Here is a 21,923-nt window from a genome sequence, read left to right as displayed (position 1 = left end):
ACTAAGTGGCTTAACTAAGTTAGCCCTTAGAGTGCAGCTCCATCATGGCTGTTTGGGTGTCGCCCTTTAAAAAGAGTGGCAATATTTGCAAGCCATTCTCAATGCTGGCATCGATCAGTTTTTGCTCGGCTAACTGCGGTCTACGCAATACATAATCAGCGACATCCATAGGACGCCCATCACCCGCTAAATCTCTTGGGTGTCCAATACCTAGACGTAAACGCCAATAATCAGGCGTACTCAAATGGGCTTGGATATCTTTTAGACCATTATGGCCACCAGTACCGCCGCCTAGCTTTAAGCGCGCAGTACCCGGCTTGAGATCAAGCTCATCTTGCACTACCAAAATACCTGTCGGTGTGATTTTGTGAAAGCGGCAAAGCGCCCCAACTGACTGACCACTAAGATTCATGTAAGTGCTGGGCTTGAGTAAGTAAAGATCTTCACCTTCCCATTTCGCTTTTGCTACTTTTCCATGAAAGCGCTTTTCTGTTTCAAAGCGTGCACTGAATTGTATTGCTAGGGCGTCGACAAACCAGAAGCCAGCATTGTGCCGATCTGCTTCATGTTCATCTCCAGGGTTGCCCAGGCCAACAATTAATTTAGTCATGTTGAGAGTTTAAAGATATAAAAGTTTTTCGCCAAAAAAGAATGAAAATTGAAGGCAATAAAAAAGGCCCGCTTACGCAGGCCTTCTAGTACAAGCGATTTAGCTAATAAATTAAGCTTTATCCTTTGGTGCTTCAGCTGCAGGAGCGGCAGCAGCAGGGGCTGCTTCAGTATCAGCAGATTTAACGGCTGGAATACGTGCGTTTGCAAGCACTGGGTTCTCTTGCTCAACATGCAATACCAAGGTAACACCTTTTGGCAATGCAAGATCTTTAGCATGAACACCATGACCAACTTCAATCTTCGCCAAGTCCACTTCGATGAACTCTGGCAGGTCTGATGGTAAGCAAGAAACTTCGAGTTCAGTAAGGATGTGGCTAATAACAGCGCCTTGCAATTTCACTGCAGCTGAGGTGTCAGCATTTGTGAAGTGCAATGGAACGCGCATATGAACTTTCTCAGTCGCAGATACGCGCTGGAAGTCAATGTGCAATACCAATGGCTTAAATGGATGCATTTGGTAATCGCGCAACAACACTTTTTGTGCCTTGCCATCAATTTCCAAATCCAAAATGGATGAGTGAAATGCTTCCTTGCGGAGAGCATGGAACAACGCGTTATGGTCTAACTCGATGACCAAGGCTGGATCTTTACTACCGTAAACGATTCCCGGAGTTTTTCCGGAATTGCGCAGACGGCGGCTCGCACCCGTTCCCTGTACGCTTCTTTCAAAGGCAACTACTTTCATGATGAATTTCCTAATTAAGGTTAATTTCCGTTCGCGACCAAACAGAAAAGCCTTTGATTATATCGTGGGAAAGGGTGTTTTTGCCTACAAAAGGCTTAACACTGCCAAAAACCAGGGTAAAACAGTGATTTTTGGCTTATTCAGCAAACATCGACATCACTGAATCACCTTTGCTAATGCGGGAAAGGGTTTCAGCTAGTAGTGGGGCTACGGTCAATTGGCGAATTTTGGAGACTTTTATTGCTTCTGCGGTCAAGGGGATGGTGTCAGTAACAACCAATTCATCCAATTCAGAAGCGGCAATACGCGCTACAGCACCGCCCGATAGCACGGCGTGAGTACAGTAGGCAGTAACACCCTTGGCGCCACGCTCTTTAAGCGCTTCAGCGGCCTTACAGAGTGTTCCACCAGTATCGATGATGTCATCCATGATGACGCAGTGACGGCCTTCTACTTCGCCAATCAGGTGCATTACTTCGGATACGTTCGCTTTAGGGCGACGTTTATCAATAATGGCTAAATCAGTGCCTAATTGCTTGGCCATTGCGCGGGCGCGTACTACGCCGCCAATGTCTGGAGATACGATGATCAGATCTTTTTTAGTCTTCTGTGCTTCTAGATCAGCCAAAAGGACTGGGGAGGCATAAATGTTGTCTACCGGAATATCAAAGAAGCCTTGAATTTGATCTGCATGCAGGTCCATTGTCAAAACGCGCTCGATACCAGCAACGGATTGAAGCATGTTGGCCACAATACGAGCAGAGATCGCAACGCGTGCAGAACGAGGGCGGCGGTCTTGGCGGGCATAGCCGAAGTAAGGAATCACTGCGGTGATAAGGCTTGCAGATGCACGCTTCAGGGCATCAATCATGATCATGAGTTCCATCAAGCTGTCATTTGTAGGTGCACAGGTTGATTGGATAACCACGACATTCTTGCCGCGGACGTTCTCTTGAATTTCTACTTGGATCTCGCCATCGGAGAATCGGCCAACAAAGGCTTTTCCCATTGGGAGATTGAGTTCTTTGGCTACTGCCTCTGCCAAAACGGGATTTGCGTTGCCTGTGAAAAGAGTCAATAAATCAGCGTTTATGGAGGACATAGTCTTATGGGTTTGGTGAGGTCAAAAGTTTATCTTTGTCGTTTCTACAGTCTTTGGCAGGGGAAGAAGGATTCGAACCTTCGCATGCTGGAATCAAAATCCAGTGCCTTAACCAGCTTGGCGATTCCCCTACAGGTCAATCTGAAGAACCAAATTGTAAGCGGGATTTTTATTTAGCCCCCGAACAACCCGACCTACCCACCCTTCAGGAAGATTTTGCAGAAGATTTTCTAGTTTTGCGGTGTCGGTCTTAGGGTCTAAGACTGCAAAAACGCTACTTCCAGAACCAGACATTCGGGGCTGTGAGCCCGGTACTGCCTGGATAATCCAATCCAAAGCTTGCTTCACTTCTGGGCAAATCCGCATCGCTACGGCCTGACAATCATTCGATTGATATAACAATGGCGATGCAAGAAAGCCATCAATTGTAATCTGAGCGTGATCTCGGGTCAATTCCGGGTCTTGAAAAATGCTAGCGGTTGCGATGCCTTTATTGGGAAAGATGACCAAAAAATCAGGACTTTGAAGGGAAATTGCTTGAATTTTCTCCCCAATGCCTTCAACAAAGGCATTTTGACCAAAAATGAAGAAGGGGACATCGGCACCAAGCTGAAGCCCTAGGGTGGAAAGCGTTTCTTTGGAGAGATTGAGATCCCAAAGGGCATTCAGGCCAATCAAGGTAGTGGCTGCATCAGAGGATCCGCCCCCCATGCCGGCTCCCATCGGAATTTCTTTTTGAAGATCGATTTCAACACCAGCTTCAATCTTGCAAAAATCTTTGAGTAAGTTTGCTGCGCGTACGACTAAATCTTGTTCAGGCGGCACGCCAAGAATTGGATTAATACGGCGCACTTCATTTCCAGAAATTCTCTTTAAGTGGATGGTGTCGCACCAATCAATCAGCTGAAAAACAGATTGAAGAAGATGATAGCCATCATCTCTGCGCCCAATGATGTGAAGAAAAAGATTGAGCTTAGCTGGCGAACGAAGCGTTAGCTGATCAGAGTTCGCCATGATTATTTTGCTTAATCATTCGGACGATCAAATACCAGACGAATGTCAATCGAGCCGATGTTGGAGCTGCGTGTCATGATCAGTTTTTCAAGTCGATTGGTATTGCTCCATGTGTATACCAAGTCCCAACCATCTTGACCAATTTTGCTCACCTGACCCTTGGAGTTTCTCTCAATACTTGCTTCGCTTCCGGGGCGCACTTCGCCTCTTAACCAGTTAGATAGTCCACGCGCTGGTAGTGGAAGTCCTAAAGTGTTTTGTACCAATGTATCTGCATCTACTGCGGTAACAACTTTACCGTCGCTTTCGAGCGTAGCTTCACCAGGTGTAATAGTAATTTTTGCAATCGATCCACCCAGAGGGCTGCGGATCTCTAAAACATCTTTTAATGCGTCTTGGGTCAAAGTAAAACCACCGGAGCCGCCTTGGTTTTGCGACTCAGTTAAACCAATTACCTTGACTGCGAAACGCCCGTCCCATGAGCCCTTTGACATCTGGTCATCTTTAGCCCAGTCGGGCTTTAAACGTTGTAAGGTTTCTCTGAGTGTTGGGTTATTGGCATCTATCTTTTGTCCTTGGCGCCACATTTCTTCAGCTTCAGGACGGCGATTCATGGCCCATAACACTTCTCCAGTATGGGCTGCAATATCTGCTTCTGGTTTCATGGCAAATGCTTGCTGCAATTGTTCTAATGCAAGTGTATTTTTGCCAAGACGGAAGTTCACCCAGCCTAGGCTATCCAAAATAAAACTATCTTTTGGTGAGAGTTGATGTGCTTTGCTAATGAGTGTAAGTGCTTCAGGTAACTTTATATTGCGATCGGCTAAGGAGTAACCAAGAGCATTTAACGAATTCACATCATTTGGGTTCTTGCGCAAAATATCGCGCAAAGTTTTTTCCATGACATCAATATGACCAGCCTTTTCAGCAGACATGGCGTACGTGTAGAGCAAGCCAGGATCCTTAGGGGGGATCTTGACGGAAGATGCGATTTCATAAAAAGCGCGTAAGGCTTCAGACTCATCTTTTGCTTTAGCTAGCAATGCTTGTAGCTGTAAGAGGGTATTTTCTTGTTGCGCCGGCGTTTGTTGACGCAGTAAAGCAATGGCCGGTTTAACGGCATCATTCCAGCGGTTGCTCAAAACTAATAGGGTTACCAATACTTCTTTGGGTTTTGTATCTGAATTTGGAGATAGCTCATCCCAAGTTTTCGCTGCTTGCATGGCTAAATCAGGAGAGCCGCCTGCAATCGCAATTTCCATAGCTCTTTGGGCGAGCCTAGGATCTTTATATTGACGCGCCATTTCCAGGTAGGTGTTGTAAGCCAGCCCAGCCTCACCACGCTGAATGGCGATTTCTGAGGCGAGCACTTCAAAAACGGCTTCACCGGATTGCAATCCATCTTGCTGGGTCTGGGCATGCGCTGATGTAATTGATCCACCAGTCAGGGTTGCAAGGAATAAACCCTGTAAGAGAGGTTTTAGTCTGAATTTACTCATAAGCACATTCTAATCCGCGAATCTACAATTCATTTATGCCAGAACTGCCAGAAGTAGAAGTCACCCGATTAGGAATCGCCCCCCATCTCGAGGGGCGTAAAGTCAGTGCCGTCAAGATTATTGACGGACGCTTACGCTGGCCTGTGCCTACCAGCCTCTCTAAAACCTTACCCGGTCAAACAGTGCACGCTATTGAAAGGCGCGGGAAGTATCTTTTATTGGAAATGGATACAGGTTATTTACTGATTCATTTGGGAATGACAGGAACTCTGCGTGTTCTGCCCAGTTCCGATCCCCTGAAGACCCATGATCGGGTCACGCTGGAATTTGCTAAGTTCAGCTTGCGCTTACATGACCCACGAAAATTCGGCGCAGTCTTATGGCATCCCAAATCAAAAGGCCCCATTGAAGCATTTGCGCTTTTGCAAAAGTTAGGCGTTGAGCCATTTTCTCCGGAGTTTGCGGGTGGGCTGGGCGCGGATATTTTGTATCAAAAATCCCGCAAACGCAGTGTTGCTGTGAAGCAGTTTCTTTTGGCAGGGCAAGCGGTTGTCGGTGTCGGCAATATTTATTGTTCTGAAAGTTTATTTGAGGCGGGTATTCATCCGGCTAAGGCGGCCGGCAAGCTCACTCGACCACAATGCTCTCGTCTTGCTAGAGCGGTGAGATCAATATTGAAAAAAGCAATCGATGCGGGTGGCAGCTCATTAAAGGATTTTGTGAATAGCGATGGTGATCCCGGCCACTTTATGGTTCAAACCAAAGTCTATGATCGCAAAGGCTTGCCATGTAAGGTATGTAAAACACCCATTAATCAGATAGTACAGGGTCAACGCTCTACTTATTTTTGTCCTCAATGTCAAAAGCGCTGATCAATACATTTGCCTCAAAGTTAGTGGCTTGGCATGCGATCAGCGGGCGTTCAGGCTTACCATGGCAAGGTAATCGAGACCCTTATGCAGTATGGGTTTCAGAGATTATGTTGCAGCAAACTCAAGTAGCGACGGTCCTTGAGCGTTACCCACGCTTTATGAAGCGCTTTCCAACAGTCAAAAAATTAGCCGCTGCTGATATTGATGATGTGCTAGCCGAGTGGGCTGGTTTAGGCTATTACTCGCGTGCTAGAAATTTACATGCTTGCGCAAAACAAGTCATCGCAGAGTCCAAGGGTGAGTTTCCCAGTGATCCAACTTTGCTTGAGCAATTGAAAGGTATTGGGCGCTCTACTGCAGGTGCTATCGCAGCCTTTGCATTCCATGGTCGTGCGCCTATTCTGGATGCCAATGTGAAGCGCATTCTCGCGCGATTATTCGCAATTGAAGGATCCATACAGGACAAGGCAGTAAACGATCGCCTATGGACTTTGGCAACCGAGCTATTACCAAGTAAGCCCGCTGATATGCCAGTGTATACACAGGCGTTGATGGACTTTGGCGCTACTTGGTGTACGTCACGTAAACCAGTTTGTTTAGGCTCGGAAAAGAAATGCCCCTTTGCGAAAGATTGCCAGGCAAATTTGAGCGACCAAGTGCTTTTACTTCCGCAAAAAACGAAGAAAGCAAAATCTCCAGAATTTGATTGCAATATGCTGCTGATGCGCTGGGGCAATTCTGTCCTATTGCAAAAACGCCCGAGTAAAGCTATTTGGGGTGGTCTTTGGTCTCTGCCAGAGGGGCCCTGGACACCTAGGGTATCTGGCACAAAGGACTTAGATATTAGTGCGCAAACATTATTTGCCGCTACATTGCCAGATGAAAAGATGGCCACACTTACGAAAGCATGCAAGTCAGTAAAGTACAGCGAAGAAATTAAGCATGTCTTTACTCATCGCCGTTTGTGGATGCAGATATGGCTGGCAAGTAGCTCAAAAGAGCTGACCTTCTCAAATCCAGATCTAAAATGGGTAGCTTTAAATCAGTTGGGGCGCTATGGCCTACCCCAACCAATTAAGATTTTGCTGCAAGGCTTGAGTCTAGTTCGCGGTGACGATCTAAAAAATTGAGTTGCAAGTCTATAAGATCTTTTTGGGCGCGGAAGTGTTCACTTAAGCGGTTGACCAAATATACAGAGCGATGCTGGCCACCAGTACAACCTACAGCCACCGTTAAATAACTGCGACCATCAGCAATGTAGTGAGGCAACCATTTGTTAATAAATTGTGTGATGTCTGATTCCATGCTCACTACCTCCGGAATTTTTTCCAGGAACTCTTTTACAGGCTTATCGTTGCCAGTGAGAGGCCTCAGTACCTTATCGTAATGAGGATTTGTTAGGCAGCGTACATCAAACACTAGATCTGCCTCACTAGGAACGCCCTTTTTAAAGCCAAAAGATTCAAAAATTACCGTGAGGCCTACAGGCTTGTCTTTGAGAAGATCCTGAATCCAGGAGCGTAGTGCATGAGCGGGTAGATTGCTGGTATCGATGCTGTGCGCTTGAGTACGCAAAGGTTCTAGCAGATTCCGTTCTTTATCAATCGCTTCAATTAATGTTGCAGATTGGGATTGCTTGGCATGGGTAGATAAAGGATGGCGTCTGCGTGTCTCAGAAAAGCGCTGAATGAGCGTGTTGGTGTCAGCATTTAAGAAAACAATTCTGACTTGGTGATTTTTGCGTAAGTTTTCAAGAATCGAGGGTAGGTTTTCAATCGATTGCCCACGACGAGCATCGATGGCAACTGCAACTTGCGCACACCCTTCTTTTTCAAGGGTGGAGATAAGGCTTTCTAGAAGAGGAACAGGAAGGTTATCTACGCAGTCATAGCCCGCATCCTCAAAAGCCCTCAGGGCTACTGATTTACCTGAGCCTGAGATTCCGGTAATCAGATTTATCTGCATAATTTAGAGTAGGCGACCTTGTGATTTGGTGGCGTCAGCTTCAGCATTCATTTGAATACGCTGACGTTCGATAAATTCTTTTAAGGTATCGATGCCACGCAGTTGCAAAATGGTATTGCGTACAGCGGCCTCCACTAGTACGGCCAAGTTACGACCTGCAGCCACCTGAATTTTGACTGTACGAATTGGGATCCCTAGAACATCAATATGTTGAGCCTCAAGGGGTAAGCGCTCAAACTCACCATCAGTTCTGCGAACCAATTGAACATTTAGACGGAGTTTTAATTTGCGACGCACGGCAGTTTCGCCAAATATCGTGCGAATATCGAGCAAGCCTAATCCACGCACCTCAAGTAGGTTACGTAAGATAACTGGGCAGCGACCCTCAATGTAGTCCGGTCCAAGGCGTGCAAAGTCAACTGCATCGTCAGCAACCAGTCCATGCCCACGAGATATGAGCTCAAGACCTAATTCACTTTTACCTAGGCCAGATTCGCCGGTGAGGAGTACCCCTAAACCCAGAATATCCATAAAGACACCATGCATCGTGATTTGAGGCGCGCCAATCTTAGTTAAGTAGGTACGTAAATGGTCAATGACTTCTGCTGCAGAAATCGCAGTAGTGAATAAAGGCGTTGAAGACCGCTGGCAGAATAACTTTAAGTCAGGGTCCGCACTCTTGCCATCGGCTACGATGACGCAAGGCGGGGTCTTAGAGATCAAGTTCGCAATTTGCTCTTGTCTTTGTTTTGGCTCTAGTGCTGCGTGATAGTCAACCTCTTGCTCACCAAATATCTGAATACGGCTTGGGTGAATGAGGTTTAAGTGACCCACCAAGTCTGAGCTGGCAGCAGCTGCCTTTACGGCCTCAGGTGGGAATCTACGATCCGCGCCTTCAAGACCGCCAATCCAAGAAAGTTTTAGGTCTGAAACATTGTCATCAAAAATCTGCTGAGCAGTTACTCCCTCTAGGAGTAATAGCTGAGTCATTTTGCTGTGCCCCAGTGTTGTAAGAGTTCGCACACTTTTACAGGATCTGTTGCAGAAGACAAGGTCTGGCGAGCATTAGCATCCGATAGGAGCTGAGCGATCGAAGACAAAATTTCTAAATGTTGTTGCGTGGCTTTTTCGGGCACCAATAAAAAAATCATGATGGATACCGCTTCGCCATCCGGAGCAGCAAATTCGATTGGATTTTGCAGTCTCATAAAGGCTGCGCTAGGCTGCTTTAAGCCCTTAACCCGACCATGCATGGGGTATAGCTACACCCGCGCCGAGGGCGGTGGAGCCTAAATCTTCGCGAGCATTGAGGAACTCAACTACTGAGTTAGCTGCGATACCTGTTTGTTTGGAGAATAGTTCTCCAGCGGCTGCAAATGCATCAGCCCTGCTTTTGGCGGGGATGTCTAATGCAATGCAGTCGGGAGTAAAAAGATTGATCAGGGCATTCATGTGAATTGATTATAGGTGTCCTGACGCACTTGATCACTCAAAATGCTTTTCGTGATGATGATCCTGAATCTTTTCTTTATGTTTTACGACTTGGCGCTCTAGTTTATCAACTACAGCATCCATGGCGTGATAGAGATCTGCATTGTGTGCTTCAGCGAACAAGTCCTTGCCCTTAAGGTGAATGGTGATCTCAGCGCTTTGACGTAAATCCTTTTCTTTGGCCTTATCTACCACCAGAAAAGCAGACGCATCAATGACGTGGTCGAAGTGCTTACGAATTTTGGCTAGCCCCGCCTCGAGATGAGAGCGCATGGCAGGGGTAACTTCCACATGACGGCTATTAATTTTTAAATTCATTAGCGACTCCTTTTATAGATGCTATAGATGCGTGCGCATTGTCATACCCGGGGTGCGCAGCAAGCCCCTGAAATTTTTTGTGCTGTTTTTTTTGGAAAATAAACCATGAGCCTCCAGCGTATCAGCGAATTTGCTGAAAACCAAGAGGGAAGTGCAATTTTTATTACTTTAGAAGCGTAGAGCCTTGCCTGGCTTACATCCGGAAGTTTTCGCCCAGATAGACTCTTCTAACGGCATCGTTTTGAATAATCTGCTCAGGCTTGCCTTCGGCCAATACACTGCCTTCACTGATGATGTAGGCGTGATCGCAGATGCCTAGGGTTTCACGAACATTATGGTCTGTGATGAGCACCCCAATTTGTCGGTCTCGAAGGAAGCGCACAATTCGTTGAATTTCCCCAACGGCAATAGGGTCAACACCAGCAAATGGTTCATCTAACAAGATAAATTTTGGCTGGGAAGCGAGAGCTCTAGCAATCTCCACGCGCCTACGTTCACCACCTGAAAGGGAAAGGGCTGGGTTATTACGAAGATGGCTGATTTGGAGTTCGCCTAAGAGTTCATCCAGGCGGTTGGCAATTTCAGCCTTGCTGAGGGGTTTGCCTCCTTGAGCCTGGAGTTCTAGTACGGCTTGAATATTTTCCGCTACGTTCAGCTTTCTGAATACCGAGGCTTCTTGCGGCAAATAGGAGAGACCCATGCGAGCACGCTGATGAATGGGTAAATGCGTAATATCTGCGCCATCTAAAACGATGTTTCCCCCGTCCAGTGGGACAAGGCCAACAATCATGTAGAAGGAGGTTGTTTTGCCCGCCCCATTTGGCCCTAGCAATCCAACGACTTCACCACACCTTACTTGGACTGATACGTCCCGAACTACAGTTCTTGAGCCGTAACGTTTTTGTAAATTATGGGCACTTAGTGTTGGCGCATCATTGATTTGGGCTAAATCCGCTGTCATTTCTCTAGGGTTGCTTTTCGTCTTGGTGAAAGGATGGCCCTTGCTGTAGGCAAATCATCCGGCTTTGCATCTTTGGGGGGTACGACTCGATAGTACTGCTTTACATCATCGTACTCAATTTTCCAGCCTTTCAGCTGATCAAGCATTTGCATATTGAGTAAGCGCTTGAGGCTGGCATCACCGGTAAGGGTTAGAAACTCTGTCTTTGCGTCATAAGTCACTTGAGTGCCGCGACCTTGCATGAATTCATCAGCAAGTCCTTCACGACGTTGTCTAAAGCTTGCTACTGCTTCAGGCGTTCCAACAACATCCACAAATTCATAGCCCTGAGGATCTACTGCAATATGTCCATCTTCGCCGGTAACAATGATGCTGCCCTTAATCAGTAATACTTGACCATTAAGGTCATAAACTTGTTTGACATCATCCACGGAAACTTTTTCGGCTTCGAGGATGATGGGTTTATCTTGATCTGCTTTCTCTGCATACGTTGAAACAGGAGCGGTCAACCCAAGCGCGAGACAGCTGAGTATCGCTACACGTGTGAGCATGTATTTCATCGGAACCATTTTATGGTTTACTCCGTGGGGCGCGTTCGATGCGTCCCTTGACTTGACCGCTGAGCACCATGCTTTGCTCAACGTTATTAAATACACCACCGTCAGTAGAGCTCATGATCGACATCCCTTGCTCAAGGGTAATTGGCCGATCTGTTTCGATAATGTCATCGTTGATAAGTACTTTGAAATAGCTTGAGCTAGCCAACATTCTTAAAGTAGCAGGCTGTGATGCCGTCGCCTCTTGAGCGGGGCGAAAGATACTGGCGTTATCGTACAAATCCAAAATAGTGAGATCGCCATCGACATGTCCGGTATCTGACTTGACGGTAACAGGCGCTTTCTCTGCCTGAAACAAGCGCATACGAGGTGTAAGGATATCGATTGAGGCATCGTCATCGTAGTGAGTAACTTTGACTCCCAAAATTCGATATTTGGTGTTGCCTAATTCATTTAAGGCAGACAGTGCGCCATCTTTAATTGTGTAATCGGGCTCATGAAGTCGCACACGCTCTAGGGGAGATTTTTCTGGCGGAGTATTTTTTTGTACGAGCCAAAAGGTTGCTAGTGTTAGTGCGCCCATCAAAATCAAGGGCATTAGACGCAAAAGGACGCGACCAATGCCTACTCTAATTTGTTGAGGCTTTAATTGCATTACTTAGCTACGGGCCTTATTTAGCAATTCTTCATAACGATTCTGTGCTTTCAGAATCAGATCGCATACCTCGCGCACGGCGCTGTTGCCACCGCTACGAGTCGTCACTAAGTGAGCGAACCCTTTAACAGCCTCATGACCTTGTGCCGGACAAATCCGTAGGCCTGCATTTTTCATCATTTGCAGATCTGGCCAATCATCACCCATGACAGCGCAATCGGCTGTAGTCAGTCCAAGAGATTTAATGAGTTCTCCCAATGCGATAGCTTTATTTTCAACGCCCATGTGAACATATTTAATACCAAGCTCTTCACAGCGCGCTAAAACCATTTTGGAACTTCTGCCGGTAATAATGGCAGTCGGAATATCGCATTGCTCTAATAATTTGATTCCTAAGCCATCTTGAATATCAAAAGCTTTTAAAGACTCTTTGCCATCCGCACCAATCCAAACCTGTCCATTGGTCAGAACGCCATCAACATCCAATACTAGAAGTTTTACTTGACCAGCGCGCTCCCAAGCTTGTGGGTATTGCGTAAGGGGGTTGGTGTTATGAGGTGTAAAGGCGCTAGGCATAAAAAATTTCGATCACTAATTAAATTAAATGACTTTGGCGGCAAATAAATCATGCAGATTTAAGGCGCCTAGTAAATGGCCTTTGTCATCAGTCACCACTAGGTGATTAATACGATGTTTTTCCATCATCTCAATTGCTTCTTCAGCAAGTAACTCTGCTGGTATGGTGCGGGGATCTGGAGTGGTTGCGCTCTCGAGTTTGATGCCAGCTAGATTGGTAGTTTTTTCTAGGAGGCGACGCAAGTCACCATCGGTCAAAATGCCAAATACTTTCTGGTTGGCGTCTAGTATTACCACCATGCCCATACGCTTTGATGTCATCTCAAGCAAGGCATCTTGCAGTGAAGCGTCGATAGAAATCTTCGGCGTTTCTGCAAGACTACGCATCACTTCGCTTACATGCATCAGTTGCTTGCGACCTAGTCTGCCGCCGGGATGGGAGCGAATAAAATCCTCGGCTTCAAAGCCTCGTGCGTCTAATAAGGCAACCGCTAGCGCATCACCCATTGCTAGTGCTGCAGTGGTGCTAGTAGTAGGCGCGAGGTTTAAAGGACAAGCTTCTTTTTCAACGCTGGTATCTAAGTGCGCGTCTGCTAATTTGGCAAGAGAAGAATTTGGGGCACCAGTAAGGGCAATCAGTTTTGCGCCCGTACGTTTCACAATTGGAACGATGGTGAGAAGTTCATCGGTCTCGCCAGAATTGGAAAGAGCGACGAAAACATCATCTCTGGTCACCATGCCTAGATCACCGTGGCTGGCTTCAGCAGGATGAACAAAAAATGCTGGGGATCCGGTGGAGGCAAAGGTGGCAGCAATTTTTCGGGCAATATGTCCCGATTTACCGATTCCGGACACCACGATTCTGCCTTTGCAGCCATGTAAAAGCTCAACTGCCAGCACAAGGGCGTCAGCGTTAGCGCCTTCAAGGCGATCACGCATGGTTTGCAGTGCAGCAGCCTCAATAGTGAGGGTGTCGCGCGCAAGCTTTAGGGTACGTTCACGAGTCTTAGCTATCATCAAGTAAGTATATGCCGTCAGTCCTTCAATTAACCCTCATTCTCCTGGCCTCGGGTGTGGCCGGAGTGGTTATTTTCCGCTATTTTGGCTTACCCCCTATTCTGGGCTATTTGGCCATTGGCGTGCTGATTGGCCCACATGCCCTTGGCTTGGCAAATGATTCGGCTACGGTGAAGTATTTGGCTGAGTTTGGTGTGGTGTTCCTGATGTTCTCAATCGGCCTGGAATTTAATCTTCATAAGCTCAGAGCCATGCGGTCGATCGTATTTGGATTGGGGGGTAGTCAGGTCATTTTGACTATGTTGCTGGCAGTCCCAGCGAGTCTTTTGATTAATTGGATTTATCCCATTTCATGGCATGCTGCTATCGCCTTAGGTGGCGCGTTAGCAATGTCATCTACTGCCATTGTGACCAAACTGATCTCGGATCGTGCTGAGTTAGAGATCGAACATGGCCGTAATGTCGTAGGCATTTTGCTATTCCAGGATTTGGCGGTTGTATTCCTGCTGATCTTGTTGCCATCACTCGGAAAAAATCCTTCAGACTTATTTGTTGCGCTTACAGCAGCCTCAATCAAAATTACGATAGCTTTGGTATTGATTTTCTTTATTGGTCAAAGCTTGATGAGTCATTGGTTTAGGTTGGTTGCTAAGTTACGCTCACAAGAATTATTCATGCTCAACCTCTTGTTGATTGTGTTGGGTATGGCCGGATTAACCGAGCACTTTGGTTTATCGCTGGCTCTCGGTGCGTTCTTGGCGGGCATGTTGATTTCAGAAACTCCTTATCGTCACCAGGTGGAAGAGGATGTCAAACCGTTCCGTGATGTCTTGCTTGGCCTCTTCTTTATTACGATTGGCATGTTGCTAGATTTCAATGTCATACGTGAGCAGTGGTTACTGGTTTTAGTGCTCCTGATTGGCCCGCTCATCTTTAAGTTTGGCCTGATTGCCTTGTTATCACGGGCCTTTGGTTCCGGTACTGGCATCTCCATTAGAACCGGCTTGTGTTTGGCTCAGGCAGGTGAATTTGGCTTTGTGTTGCTCAATCAGATTGATGGATTGGATCTAATTGACCCCACCTTGAGTCAAGCAGTATTAGCAGCTATGTTGATCTCAATGTTCTGCGCACCATTTCTCATTGAGTACAGTGATCGTATAGCAATGCGTTTTTCTAGCAATGAATGGTTGCTGCAATCACTAGCTCTCACTCGCGTTGCTTCTAAAAGCGTACGCAATGAAAACCATGTAGTCATTTGCGGCTTTGGTCGTTCAGGTCAAAGTTTGGCGCGCATGCTTGACCAAGAAAAAATTCCTTACATTGCTCTGGATTTAGATCCTGATCGCGTCAAAGAGGCTGCGGCTGCTGGTGATAATGTAGTTTATGGCGATGCAAGCCGTGAAAATTATTTAGTTGCCGCCGGCCTTTCGAGAGCTAAGGCAGTTGTAATCACCTATGCTGATACTGCAGCAAGCATGCGGGTTCTTCGTCAGGTTGAACATTTACGCCCTGGTATGACAGTGCTGGTTCGTACTAGAGATGATGCAGATATTGCAAAACTGCAGGCAGCTGGTGCTACCGAAGTCGTGCCCGAGCTCATTGAGGGTAGCTTAATGATTGCTTCCCATGTTCTGCTGATTATGGGCGTGCCAATGCGTAAGGTAGTACGACGCATAACGACAGCAAGAGAAGAGCGTTACAGCTTGCTCAGGGGCTATTTCCGGGGATCTGCAGACGATGACTTTGGTTCGAATGAATCTTGGCGCTTACACGCAATTACCCTGCTACCGCATTCACGGGCAATTGGCAAAACGCTCGGTGAACTCGATCTGGAGAAAGACGGCGTCAATGTTCAGGCAGTAAGGCGCAAGGGTCGAAACGCAGATTATGTGAAGTTGGATCCTACTCCAGATCTCCAGCTTGAGGCCAATGATATTTTGGTGATCTCAGGCAATTCAGAGGCGACTGATTTAGCTGAAGCTAAATTACTCTGAGATCAATCCAAACACTGCACGCTTTTGTTGCTTTACTTCGCTTTCTTTTTGCTGGCTGCAGGAGTGGGTGTTTTGCGAGTCAGCAGTGGAGCTAGGTAGTGACCTGTAAAACTCAATTCATTTTTAGCCACATCTTCAGGTGTACCAGTAGCAATGATCTGTCCACCGCCGGCGCCGCCCTTAGGCCCTAAGTCAATAATCCAATCAGCTGTTTTAATAACATCTAAGTTGTGCTCAATGATGACAATCGTATTGCCTTGTTTCTTGAGCGTTTGAATCACGGTTAATAGCAATTGGATATCATGGAAATGTAAACCCGTGGTTGGTTCATCGAGGATATATAGGGTTCTGCCGGTATCACGCTTAGAAAGCTCAAGAGAAAGTTTCACACGTTGCGCTTCACCGCCGGATAGGGTGGTGGCACTTTGCCCGAGTTTCACATAGCCAAGACCTACGTCTAGCAATGTTTTGAGTTTGCGCTTCACAACTGGAACCGCTTCAAAGAATTCATGTGCCTGTTCGATAGTCATCGAGAGCACTTCATGAATATTCTTACCCTTGTAGCGAATATCTAAGGTCTCGCGGTTGTAGCGCTTGCCGTGACATACATCGCATGGAACATACACGTCAGGTAGGAAGTGCATCTCTACTTTGAGTACGCCATCGCCTTCACAGGAATCACAGCGACCACCCTTAACGTTAAAAGAGAAGCGACCAGCTTCATAGCCACGCTCTCGAGATGCGGGTACGCCAGCGAAGAGTTCTCTAATCGGAGTAAATAGCCCGGTATAGGTAGCTGGGTTAGAGCGCGGTGTTCTGCCAATCGGTGACTGGTCAACGCTAATGACTTTATCGAAATGCTCTAGACCCTTGATCGCATCATGTGCTGCAGGCTCTGCATTCGATCCATACAGATGCTGCGCGACAGCATGATGCAAGGTATCGTTAATTAAGGTGGATTTACCTGAGCCTGATACACCAGTAACGCAGGTTAATAATCCAACGGGAATCTTGGCGTGAACTGATTGCAAGTTATTGCCACGCGCGCCAATGATTTCTAAGAAACGATCATTTACAGGAATACGATTTTCTGGAACCGCAATGGCTTCTCTGCCAGCAAGATAAGCGCCCGTTAAAGAATTTGGGTTTGCTTCTACTTCTGCCGGCGTGCCTTGAGCAACCACTTCACCACCATGAACGCCAGCCCCAGGGCCAATATCAATCACCCAGTCAGAGGCACGGATCATATCTTCATCATGTTCAACTACCAAAACGCTATTACCTAAATCACGCAGGTGCTTCAGGGTGCCAATCAGGCGATCGTTATCACGTTGATGCAGACCAATGGACGGTTCATCCAATACGTACATTACACCTGTTAAGCCAGAGCCAATCTGGCTAGCCAAACGAATACGTTGAGCCTCACCACCGGACAAGGTGTCGGCACTGCGCTCGAGGGAAAGGTAATCCAGACCTACGTCGTTTAAGAAGCGCAGACGTGCACCAATCTCTTTGACAATCTTGTCAGCGATTTCTCGTTTAGCGCCTTTGAGTTCAAGCGTTTCAAAATATTCTTTAGCTTCTTTCAGTGGTAGGGCGCTGATCTCATAAATTGCGCGAGATTGTTTTTTCTCACCGACTTTGACAAAGCGTGCCTCTTTACGCAAACGACTACCGTTACATTCTGGGCAGGTTTGGACATTTTGATAGCGCGATAGTTCTTCGCGAACTGTCATGGAATCAGTTTCGCGATAGCGTCTTTCAAAGTTCGCAACAATACCCTCGAAGGCATGTTCACGAATGCTATTTTTGCCTCGTTCGTTGATGTATTCAAAAGGAATAGTGACATCACCAGAGCCCAAGAGAATCAAATCTTGTTGCTTCTTATTGAGTGTCTCAAATGGCTTCTCTACATCAAAGCCGCCATGTTTGGCTAGGGTCTGAAGGAGTTTGAAGTAGAACTGATTGCGGCGATCCCAGCCTTTAATGGCGCCTGAAGCGAGTGATAAATCAGGGTGCGCCACGATACGCTTAGGGTCAAAGAAGGACTGGTGACCTAGGCCGTCACAAGATGGGCATGCGCCCATTGGGTTGTTAAACGAGAAGAGGCGAGGCTCTAACTCTTGTAATGAATATGAGCAAACTGGGCAAGCAAACTTGCTAGAGAAAATCATCTCTTTGCCAGTATCCATATTTACGATCATGGCTTTGCCATCAGCCAGGCGAAGGGCTATCTCAAAAGATTCTGCCAAACGTTGCTGAATATCAGGACGTACTTTAATGCGATCCACTACCACTTCAATAGAGTGCTTATCGTTTTTCTTAAGCGTTGGCAATTGATCAACTTCAAAAATTTCTGCTTTAGCAACGTTTGCCGTGCCACCACCAGAGCGCACGCGGAAGCGCACAAACCCTTGTGCCTGCAGATCCTGGAAGAGGTCGACAAACTCACCTTTGCGCTCACTCACAACAGGAGCGAGAATCATGAGCTTCGTATCTTCCGGCATCGACAACACAGTGTCAACCATTTGGGAAACGCTTTGGGCTTCTAGTGGAAGATCATGATCTGGGCAATGGGGTGTGCCTGCGCGTGCAAATAACAAACGCAAATAATCATGAATTTCAGTAACGGTACCCACTGTTGAGCGCGGGTTATGACTCGTTGCTTTTTGCTCAATGGAAATCGCTGGTGAAAGCCCTTCAATCGTATCGACATCTGGCTTTTCCATGAGTTGTAAAAACTGACGGGCATAAGCCGAGAGAGATTCCACGTAGCGGCGTTGGCCTTCTGCATACAGAGTGTCAAAAGCCAATGAGCTTTTGCCTGAGCCTGATAAGCCAGTAAGGACAACAAGTTTCTCTCTAGGGATGTCTAGATTGATGTTTTTGAGGTTGTGGGTGCGGGCACCGCGGATCTTGATTTCGTTATTCATGATTATTTAGCGTAACTTGTTAATATAGCTCTTTCCCATGAATCCTTCTGAACTTCGCTCCACTCTGGCCTTGGCAGGCATATTTGGCCTCCGTATGCTGGGCCTTTTCTTGCTTTTGCCCATCTTTAGCATTCATGCGCGTGGCTTGCCGGGTGGTGAGCACGCCCTCTGGGTAGGTTTGACCCTCGGGATCTTCAATATTGTGCAGGCCTGTTTTTATATCCCTTTGGGCCGTTTATCGGACCGAATTGGGCGTAAACCAGTTGTTTTATGGGGCTTATCCCTGTTTGTGGCTGGAGCTTTAATTTGCGCAGCTAAAGATGACCTGCTCTGGATTGCTATTGGCCGTGGGATTATGGGTGCTGGGGCGGTCTCGGCAGCGATTTCTGCATGGGTAGCGGATTTGACTCGTGAGCAGGTCCGTACTCGAGCCATGGCATTAGTTGGTGGCAGTATTGCCCTCTCGTTTGCGTTGTCCTTGGTTATTGCCGCCCCGATTTATCGCGCGATTAGTCTGAGCGGAATTTTTATAGTTCTAGCAGTGTTGGGCGTGATTGCGATGTTTGTTACTTATTCCGTTTTGCCAACGAGCAAGCCAGAGGCAAAAGTTCAACAAGCTTCATTAAAAGAAGTTTTCTTTCGTCCAGACTTAATGCGTTTAAATCTTGGCGTGTTTGTATTACATGCAACTCAAGTAGCGATGTTCTTGGTGGTCCCGCGTTTGCTAGTACAGGCTGGATTGCCGCTCTCATCACACTGGGAAATTTATCTTCCTGTAGTGTTACTGTCATTCGTATTCATGGCGCCCGCAATTATTTACGGCGAGAAGAAGCAGAAATTAAGAACAGTACTATTAGTTGCGATTATTTTATTGCTGCTTGCAGAGTTCATCTTTACGCAAGCAAATTCAGTCATGATGATTGCAACTGCATTACTGGTTTATTTTGTAGGATTTAATTTGCTAGAAGCCTTACAACCCTCTTTGGTATCTCGTTTTGCTCGAGAATCTAAGGGCACGGCATTAGGTGTTTACAACACTACCCAATCGATTGGCCTCTTCTCAGGGGCGGTTATTGGCGGCTATTTAATGGATAGCCATGGTGATTTATCGGTCTTTGCAATGGGCGTAGCACTCCTAGTTTGCTGGCTTATAATTGCTTGGTCGATGGGTGAAATGCCAACGAGAGCAACAGAATCCAAGGATGTAAGCACCACGACATAACCGCAGCTTCATAGATTAAATTAAAGCGAGCAGTTTATTTTTTTAGTAGTAATAACAGTAGTATTTTTTCTTCGGGAGACAACATGGCTTCGGTAAATAAGGTCATCATCGTAGGTAACGTAGGACGTGATCCAGAGACGCGTTACATGCCAAGCGGCGACGCAGTTACAAATATTTCAGTAGCAACATCTGATCGCTACAAAGACAAACAAACTAACGAAATGAAAGAAACCACAGAATGGCACCGCGTTGCATTCTTTGGCAAGCTTGCAGAAATCGCTGGTCAGTACCTCAAAAAAGGTTCACAGGTTTACGTTGAAGGCCGTTTGCGTACACGCAAATGGACTGACGCAAGCGGCCAAGAAAAGTATTCCACAGAGATCGTTGCAGAAACGATGCAAATGCTTGGTGGCAAGCCAGTGGGCGGAAGTGGTGACGGTGGCGAGAGCTATAGCCGCTCAAAGCCGGCTGAGCATTCTGCTCCAGCAGCCTCTAATGCTGCATCACTCGGTGCAATGGATGACGATATCCCGTTTTAAAGTAATTACCGCAATAGCAAAAACCCCTTCTAGGATTTCCTACAAGGGGTTTTTTATTGCCTAAGTTTTATATCTTACTGTCGTGCGTGCCGAATGTTATCTGGCCAAGGTGAATTGTGATCGGTACGGAAAGGATTAATGTCTAGGCCGCCACGTCGTGTATAGCGAGCATATACAGATAGCTTTTCTGGTTTGCACTGTCGTTTGATATCGGTAAAGATAGTTTCAACGCAATGCTCGTGAAATTCACCTAATTGCCTAAAGCCAATCAGGTAACGTAATAAACCTTCCTCAAGGATTGGTCTACCTTGGTAACGAATTTGTACGCTAGCCCAATCAGGCTGACCCGTAACCGGGCAATTAGATTTTAGCAGGTGAGAGACTAAGCATTGCTCAATCGGCCCAAAGGATTCATTCACACCCAGCAGGCTTGGGTCAGCTGGCAAATTTGGATCCACTTCAATGTCGAGGCGATCCATCAAGATGCCGCTCATTTCCTGCATGCCTTTTTTAGACACTGCTTCGGTGGGATTGATGCGAGTAGTGATCTTGCTACCAGCAACTGCGGAGAGATCCGCAATAAGCCGCTCTTTAACTTCATTTTCATCCTCAAAGCGTGCGCTATTGAGACTGTTGAGATACAGCTTGAATGACTTGGACTCAATCATGTTTGGTGAGTCTGCGGGAGTCTGAAACTCAGCCAATGCAATTTGGGGTTTCCCTTTTTGATTAAGCCAACTCAGTTCATAGGCGTTCCAAATATCAACACCTACAAATGGCAATGCCTGGCCCTCTTTGAGACCCAGCTTTTTTCTATTCTCAGCTCTTGGAATGGGAAACAACAAACTTGGATCATATTGATCTGGGTATTGCGTTGATTGTCCGAGTGAAATTGTTGCCATGAATTACTTTATTTCTTTTTGTTTTGAGTCGTTATATTTTTAGTTTTTTGGTTTGTTCGATACGCCTGATACAACATGGCCAGTTGGGGCTACAGAAGCTGCTGATTGGCAATGACCTGTTTGATCATCAAAGAAAAAGTCTGGCTCGAACTCTCGTAAGAACTCACTCTTAGATAAGCCACCTAAGAACATGGCCTCATCCACATCAATACCCCATGCCATCAATGTTCGTATGGCGCGTTCATGTGCCGGGGCAGAGCGTGCCGTGACTAGTGCGGTACGAATGCGCATCCCGTTTTCGCTAGTAGAGCGTTGCAGTCTATGAAGTGCCTCCAATAACGGCTTGAATGGGCCTGGAGGTAATGGAATATCAACCTTCTTGCTCTCATGATCGACAAATGCTTCCAAACCTTTTTTCTGAAATACTTGTTCGGCTTCATCAGAGAACAACACTGCGTCTCCGTCAAATGCGATACGTATTTCATTGGGGTGAGACTCAGCAGTTTTGCTGGACTCTGGATATACGCGCGCTGCAGGAAAACCTGCATCGATCGTCGCTCTCACATCATCCTCATTCGCAGACAAGAAGAGATTGGCATGCAGAGAGCGCAGGTAGTGATACGGAGGTCTGCCTCTGGTGAAAACACCACGCTCTAAATGTAAGCCATGGTGTTCTGCCGAGCGGAACACCCGCAGGCCGCTGACTGGGTCATTGCGGGAAAGGATCACCACTTCAACCCGCTGTTCACCCTCATCATTAAAGGCGAGGAGTTTCTTGACTAGTGGGAAAGCTACGCCCTTTTGGGCTGCCTCACTCAGTCGCTCGAGTTGTAGCTTCATATAGGCGCTGTCATCGGTCGATTCGAAGATGCGATTTTCTTCCTCGAAATCAAATAGGGCACGCGATGAGATCGCGACGACAAGTTTTCCGGTGAGTGTGTATGACATC

The 21,923-nt window shown here is 46.7% G+C and carries 21 protein-coding genes, 1 tRNA gene and 1 pseudogene; 5 read left to right on the top strand and 18 right to left on the bottom strand.

Annotated features, from left to right (window positions below; translation table 11 throughout):
* Nucleotides 1-19: 19 nt before the first annotated feature.
* From pth to ICN48_RS04285, 6 genes are all read right to left on the bottom strand, one after another.
* Nucleotides 20-610, bottom strand: a complete 591-nt coding sequence (pth, locus tag ICN48_RS04310; RefSeq protein ID WP_216152489.1) for an aminoacyl-tRNA hydrolase — start codon at nucleotides 608-610, stop codon at nucleotides 20-22.
* A 111-nt stretch (nucleotides 611-721) separates the two neighbouring features.
* On the bottom strand, nucleotides 722-1,357 hold the full coding sequence (locus ICN48_RS04305; RefSeq protein ID WP_216152488.1) for a 50S ribosomal protein L25/general stress protein Ctc: 636 nt from the start codon (nucleotides 1,355-1,357) through the stop codon (nucleotides 722-724).
* 136 nt (nucleotides 1,358-1,493) lie between these two features.
* Entirely contained in the window at nucleotides 1,494-2,459 is a 966-nt protein-coding gene (locus ICN48_RS04300; protein ID WP_216863749.1) for a ribose-phosphate pyrophosphokinase, read from the bottom strand.
* A gap of 54 nt (nucleotides 2,460-2,513) precedes the next feature.
* A tRNA-Gln gene (locus ICN48_RS04295) sits at nucleotides 2,514-2,590 on the bottom strand.
* Nucleotides 2,589-3,473, bottom strand: a complete 885-nt coding sequence (gene ispE / locus ICN48_RS04290; protein ID WP_216152487.1) for a 4-(cytidine 5'-diphospho)-2-C-methyl-D-erythritol kinase — start codon at nucleotides 3,471-3,473, stop codon at nucleotides 2,589-2,591. Before ispE ends, ICN48_RS04295 begins: the two co-directional genes overlap by 2 nt.
* Before the next feature lie 11 nt (nucleotides 3,474-3,484).
* The gene (locus ICN48_RS04285; protein ID WP_216152486.1) at nucleotides 3,485-4,972 is read right to left on the bottom strand and encodes a lipoprotein insertase outer membrane protein LolB; all 1,488 of its coding nucleotides are present in this window, start codon (nucleotides 4,970-4,972) and stop codon (nucleotides 3,485-3,487) included.
* Nucleotides 4,973-5,007: 35 nt separating this feature from the next.
* Between ICN48_RS04285 and mutM the strand changes: the two genes are divergently transcribed.
* Both mutM and mutY read left to right on the top strand, forming a co-directional pair.
* Nucleotides 5,008-5,844, top strand: coding sequence for a bifunctional DNA-formamidopyrimidine glycosylase/DNA-(apurinic or apyrimidinic site) lyase (gene mutM, locus ICN48_RS04280; RefSeq protein ID WP_216152485.1), 837 nt, complete (start codon nucleotides 5,008-5,010; stop codon nucleotides 5,842-5,844).
* Nucleotides 5,829-6,974: an A/G-specific adenine glycosylase gene (gene mutY, locus ICN48_RS04275; protein WP_216152484.1), complete on the top strand. Its 1,146-nt coding sequence runs from the start codon at nucleotides 5,829-5,831 to the stop codon at nucleotides 6,972-6,974. The genes mutM and mutY overlap by 16 nt, the downstream gene beginning before the upstream one ends.
* Here the strand turns inward: mutY and rapZ are convergent.
* From rapZ to ICN48_RS04230, 9 genes and pseudogenes are all read right to left on the bottom strand, one after another.
* Nucleotides 6,919-7,809 carry an RNase adapter RapZ gene (gene rapZ / locus ICN48_RS04270; RefSeq protein ID WP_216152483.1) on the bottom strand — a complete coding sequence of 297 codons (891 nt, stop codon included), beginning with the start codon at nucleotides 7,807-7,809 and terminating at the stop codon, nucleotides 6,919-6,921. The genes mutY and rapZ overlap by 56 nt on opposite strands.
* A 3-nt stretch (nucleotides 7,810-7,812) precedes the next feature.
* Complete coding sequence (hprK, locus tag ICN48_RS04265) at nucleotides 7,813-8,799, bottom strand: HPr(Ser) kinase/phosphatase (RefSeq protein WP_216152482.1); 987 nt, start codon at nucleotides 8,797-8,799, stop codon at nucleotides 7,813-7,815.
* Nucleotides 8,796-9,261 (bottom strand): annotated as a pseudogene (locus ICN48_RS04260) (PTS sugar transporter subunit IIA). The gene hprK and the pseudogene ICN48_RS04260 overlap by 4 nt, the downstream one beginning before the upstream one ends.
* A gap of 33 nt (nucleotides 9,262-9,294) precedes the next feature.
* The gene (gene hpf, locus ICN48_RS04255; protein ID WP_012358449.1) at nucleotides 9,295-9,618 is read right to left on the bottom strand and encodes a ribosome hibernation-promoting factor, HPF/YfiA family; all 324 of its coding nucleotides are present in this window, start codon (nucleotides 9,616-9,618) and stop codon (nucleotides 9,295-9,297) included.
* 193 nt (nucleotides 9,619-9,811) lie between these two features.
* Nucleotides 9,812-10,579 (bottom strand): LPS export ABC transporter ATP-binding protein, encoded by a 768-nt coding sequence (gene lptB, locus ICN48_RS04250; protein ID WP_216152481.1) that lies wholly within the window; start codon nucleotides 10,577-10,579, stop codon nucleotides 9,812-9,814.
* Nucleotides 10,576-11,148, bottom strand: coding sequence for a lipopolysaccharide transport periplasmic protein LptA (gene lptA, locus ICN48_RS04245; protein WP_255539455.1), 573 nt, complete (start codon nucleotides 11,146-11,148; stop codon nucleotides 10,576-10,578). The genes lptB and lptA overlap by 4 nt, the downstream gene beginning before the upstream one ends.
* A 1-nt stretch (nucleotide 11,149) precedes the next feature.
* A complete protein-coding gene (lptC, locus tag ICN48_RS04240; protein WP_216152480.1) occupies nucleotides 11,150-11,791 on the bottom strand; it encodes an LPS export ABC transporter periplasmic protein LptC in 642 nt (213 codons plus the stop codon).
* A gap of 3 nt (nucleotides 11,792-11,794) precedes the next feature.
* Nucleotides 11,795-12,367: an HAD family hydrolase gene (locus ICN48_RS04235; protein ID WP_216152479.1), complete on the bottom strand. Its 573-nt coding sequence runs from the start codon at nucleotides 12,365-12,367 to the stop codon at nucleotides 11,795-11,797.
* A 24-nt stretch (nucleotides 12,368-12,391) separates the two neighbouring features.
* Nucleotides 12,392-13,384, bottom strand: a complete 993-nt coding sequence (locus ICN48_RS04230) for an SIS domain-containing protein (protein WP_216152478.1) — start codon at nucleotides 13,382-13,384, stop codon at nucleotides 12,392-12,394.
* A gap of 11 nt (nucleotides 13,385-13,395) precedes the next feature.
* On the opposite strand from ICN48_RS04230, the gene ICN48_RS04225 reads away from it, so the two are divergent.
* The gene (locus ICN48_RS04225; RefSeq protein WP_216152477.1) at nucleotides 13,396-15,378 is read left to right on the top strand and encodes a monovalent cation:proton antiporter family protein; all 1,983 of its coding nucleotides are present in this window, start codon (nucleotides 13,396-13,398) and stop codon (nucleotides 15,376-15,378) included.
* Nucleotides 15,379-15,410: 32 nt separating this feature from the next.
* On the opposite strand, the gene uvrA is transcribed toward ICN48_RS04225, so the two are convergent.
* Nucleotides 15,411-18,311 carry an excinuclease ABC subunit UvrA gene (gene uvrA / locus ICN48_RS04220; protein ID WP_216152476.1) on the bottom strand — a complete coding sequence of 967 codons (2,901 nt, stop codon included), beginning with the start codon at nucleotides 18,309-18,311 and terminating at the stop codon, nucleotides 15,411-15,413.
* A 37-nt stretch (nucleotides 18,312-18,348) separates the two neighbouring features.
* Between uvrA and ICN48_RS04215 the strand changes: the two genes are divergently transcribed.
* Together ICN48_RS04215 and ssb are read left to right on the top strand one after the other, a co-directional pair.
* On the top strand, nucleotides 18,349-19,533 hold the full coding sequence (locus ICN48_RS04215; RefSeq protein WP_216152475.1) for an MFS transporter: 1,185 nt from the start codon (nucleotides 18,349-18,351) through the stop codon (nucleotides 19,531-19,533).
* 83 nt (nucleotides 19,534-19,616) lie between these two features.
* Nucleotides 19,617-20,072 carry a single-stranded DNA-binding protein gene (gene ssb, locus ICN48_RS04210; protein WP_216152474.1) on the top strand — a complete coding sequence of 152 codons (456 nt, stop codon included), beginning with the start codon at nucleotides 19,617-19,619 and terminating at the stop codon, nucleotides 20,070-20,072.
* 74 nt (nucleotides 20,073-20,146) lie between these two features.
* Here the strand turns inward: ssb and queF are convergent, their stop codons facing one another.
* Nucleotides 20,147-20,974, bottom strand: a complete 828-nt coding sequence (gene queF, locus ICN48_RS04205) for an NADPH-dependent 7-cyano-7-deazaguanine reductase QueF (RefSeq protein ID WP_216152473.1) — start codon at nucleotides 20,972-20,974, stop codon at nucleotides 20,147-20,149.
* A 39-nt stretch (nucleotides 20,975-21,013) separates the two neighbouring features.
* Entirely contained in the window at nucleotides 21,014-21,922 is a 909-nt protein-coding gene (locus ICN48_RS04200; RefSeq protein ID WP_216152472.1) for a 5'-nucleotidase, read from the bottom strand.
* Nucleotide 21,923: the final 1 nt, after the last annotated feature.

Source organism: Polynucleobacter sp. JS-Safj-400b-B2 (assembly GCF_018881975.1).
Taxonomy (GTDB): Bacteria; Pseudomonadota; Gammaproteobacteria; order Burkholderiales; family Burkholderiaceae; genus Polynucleobacter.
The sequence above is the reverse complement of the archived record's forward strand: the minus strand, read 5'-3'. Positions and strand labels throughout refer to the sequence as shown.

Bases quoted from the DNA above. Each gene is read 5' to 3' on its own strand.
- ICN48_RS04215 (WP_216152475.1), top strand. From the start codon at position 18,349: ATGAATCCTTCTGAACTTCGCTCCACTCTGGCCTTGGCAGGCATATTT.
- hpf (WP_012358449.1), bottom strand. From the start codon at position 9,618: ATGAATTTAAAAATTAATAGCCGTCATGTGGAAGTTACCCCTGCCATG.
- lptB (WP_216152481.1), bottom strand. From the start codon at position 10,579: ATGACAGCGGATTTAGCCCAAATCAATGATGCGCCAACACTAAGTGCC.
- rapZ (WP_216152483.1), bottom strand. From the start codon at position 7,809: ATGCAGATAAATCTGATTACCGGAATCTCAGGCTCAGGTAAATCAGTA.
- mutY (WP_216152484.1), top strand. From the start codon at position 5,829: ATGTCAAAAGCGCTGATCAATACATTTGCCTCAAAGTTAGTGGCTTGG.
- ICN48_RS04225 (WP_216152477.1), top strand. From the start codon at position 13,396: ATGCCGTCAGTCCTTCAATTAACCCTCATTCTCCTGGCCTCGGGTGTG.
- lptA (WP_255539455.1), bottom strand. From the start codon at position 11,148: ATGGTTCCGATGAAATACATGCTCACACGTGTAGCGATACTCAGCTGT.
- uvrA (WP_216152476.1), bottom strand. From the start codon at position 18,311: ATGAATAACGAAATCAAGATCCGCGGTGCCCGCACCCACAACCTCAAA.
- ICN48_RS04285 (WP_216152486.1), bottom strand. From the start codon at position 4,972: ATGAGTAAATTCAGACTAAAACCTCTCTTACAGGGTTTATTCCTTGCA.
- hprK (WP_216152482.1), bottom strand. From the start codon at position 8,799: ATGACTCAGCTATTACTCCTAGAGGGAGTAACTGCTCAGCAGATTTTT.
- ispE (WP_216152487.1), bottom strand. From the start codon at position 3,473: ATGGCGAACTCTGATCAGCTAACGCTTCGTTCGCCAGCTAAGCTCAAT.
- ICN48_RS04200 (WP_216152472.1), bottom strand. From the start codon at position 21,922: ATGTCATACACACTCACCGGAAAACTTGTCGTCGCGATCTCATCGCGT.
- queF (WP_216152473.1), bottom strand. From the start codon at position 20,974: ATGGCAACAATTTCACTCGGACAATCAACGCAATACCCAGATCAATAT.
- lptC (WP_216152480.1), bottom strand. From the start codon at position 11,791: ATGCAATTAAAGCCTCAACAAATTAGAGTAGGCATTGGTCGCGTCCTT.
- ICN48_RS04235 (WP_216152479.1), bottom strand. From the start codon at position 12,367: ATGCCTAGCGCCTTTACACCTCATAACACCAACCCCCTTACGCAATAC.
- ICN48_RS04300 (WP_216863749.1), bottom strand. From the start codon at position 2,459: ATGTCCTCCATAAACGCTGATTTATTGACTCTTTTCACAGGCAACGCA.
- ICN48_RS04305 (WP_216152488.1), bottom strand. From the start codon at position 1,357: ATGAAAGTAGTTGCCTTTGAAAGAAGCGTACAGGGAACGGGTGCGAGC.
- pth (WP_216152489.1), bottom strand. From the start codon at position 610: ATGACTAAATTAATTGTTGGCCTGGGCAACCCTGGAGATGAACATGAA.
- ICN48_RS04230 (WP_216152478.1), bottom strand. From the start codon at position 13,384: ATGATAGCTAAGACTCGTGAACGTACCCTAAAGCTTGCGCGCGACACC.
- ssb (WP_216152474.1), top strand. From the start codon at position 19,617: ATGGCTTCGGTAAATAAGGTCATCATCGTAGGTAACGTAGGACGTGAT.
- mutM (WP_216152485.1), top strand. From the start codon at position 5,008: ATGCCAGAACTGCCAGAAGTAGAAGTCACCCGATTAGGAATCGCCCCC.